This is a genomic window from Mesorhizobium tamadayense (assembly GCF_003863365.1).
GTDB lineage: Bacteria > Pseudomonadota > Alphaproteobacteria > Rhizobiales > Rhizobiaceae > Mesorhizobium > Mesorhizobium tamadayense.
Window position 1 is genome coordinate 1 of record NZ_RQXT01000215.1, and the last position, 601, is coordinate 601.

1 protein-coding gene is annotated in these 601 nt (G+C 62.7%); it reads left to right on the plus strand.

The features are described from left to right. A partial coding sequence (locus EH240_RS37355) for a transposase (protein WP_206075402.1) occupies window positions 1–601 on the plus strand: 601 nt, incomplete at both ends.

The following is a 601-nucleotide window of genomic DNA, read 5'->3' on the forward strand; positions in this document are numbered from 1 at the left end:
ATCGTGTGGCCTCGTGCTTTGTCGACCGACGCGATCCGGACCTCACGGTTCACAGCGTACGCACCCTGGTCGGGCAACGCATTGCGGCGATCGCACTCGGTTACGAGGACGTCGACGACCACGACACGCTGCGCCACGACCCGGTGCTCGCACTTCTGTCGGAGAGCCTGACGCCGAAGCGGGAAGACTGTGCGGTGCTTGCCGGCAAGTCGACGTTGAACCGGCTGGAGCACGGCCGCGTCGGGGAGCCGACGCGCTATCACAAGATCAGCTACGACAAGCAGATGCTGGAAGCCCTGTTCGTGGAGCTATTCCTGGAAGCCCACGACAAGTCGCCTGGCGAAATCGTGCTCGATCTCGACGCCACCGACGATCCGCTACACGGCCACCAGGAGGGCCGGTTCTTCCACGGCTATTACAATTGCTACTGCTATTTGCCGCTCTACGTCTTCTGCGGCCGGCACCTTTTGGCGGCAAAGCTGCGACGCTCCAATATCGACGCCAGCAAGGGATCGGTCGAAGAGATCGAGCGGATCGTGACCCAGATCCGCCAGACGTGGCGCACAGTGCGCATCATCCTGCGCGCCGATTCCGGCTTTGC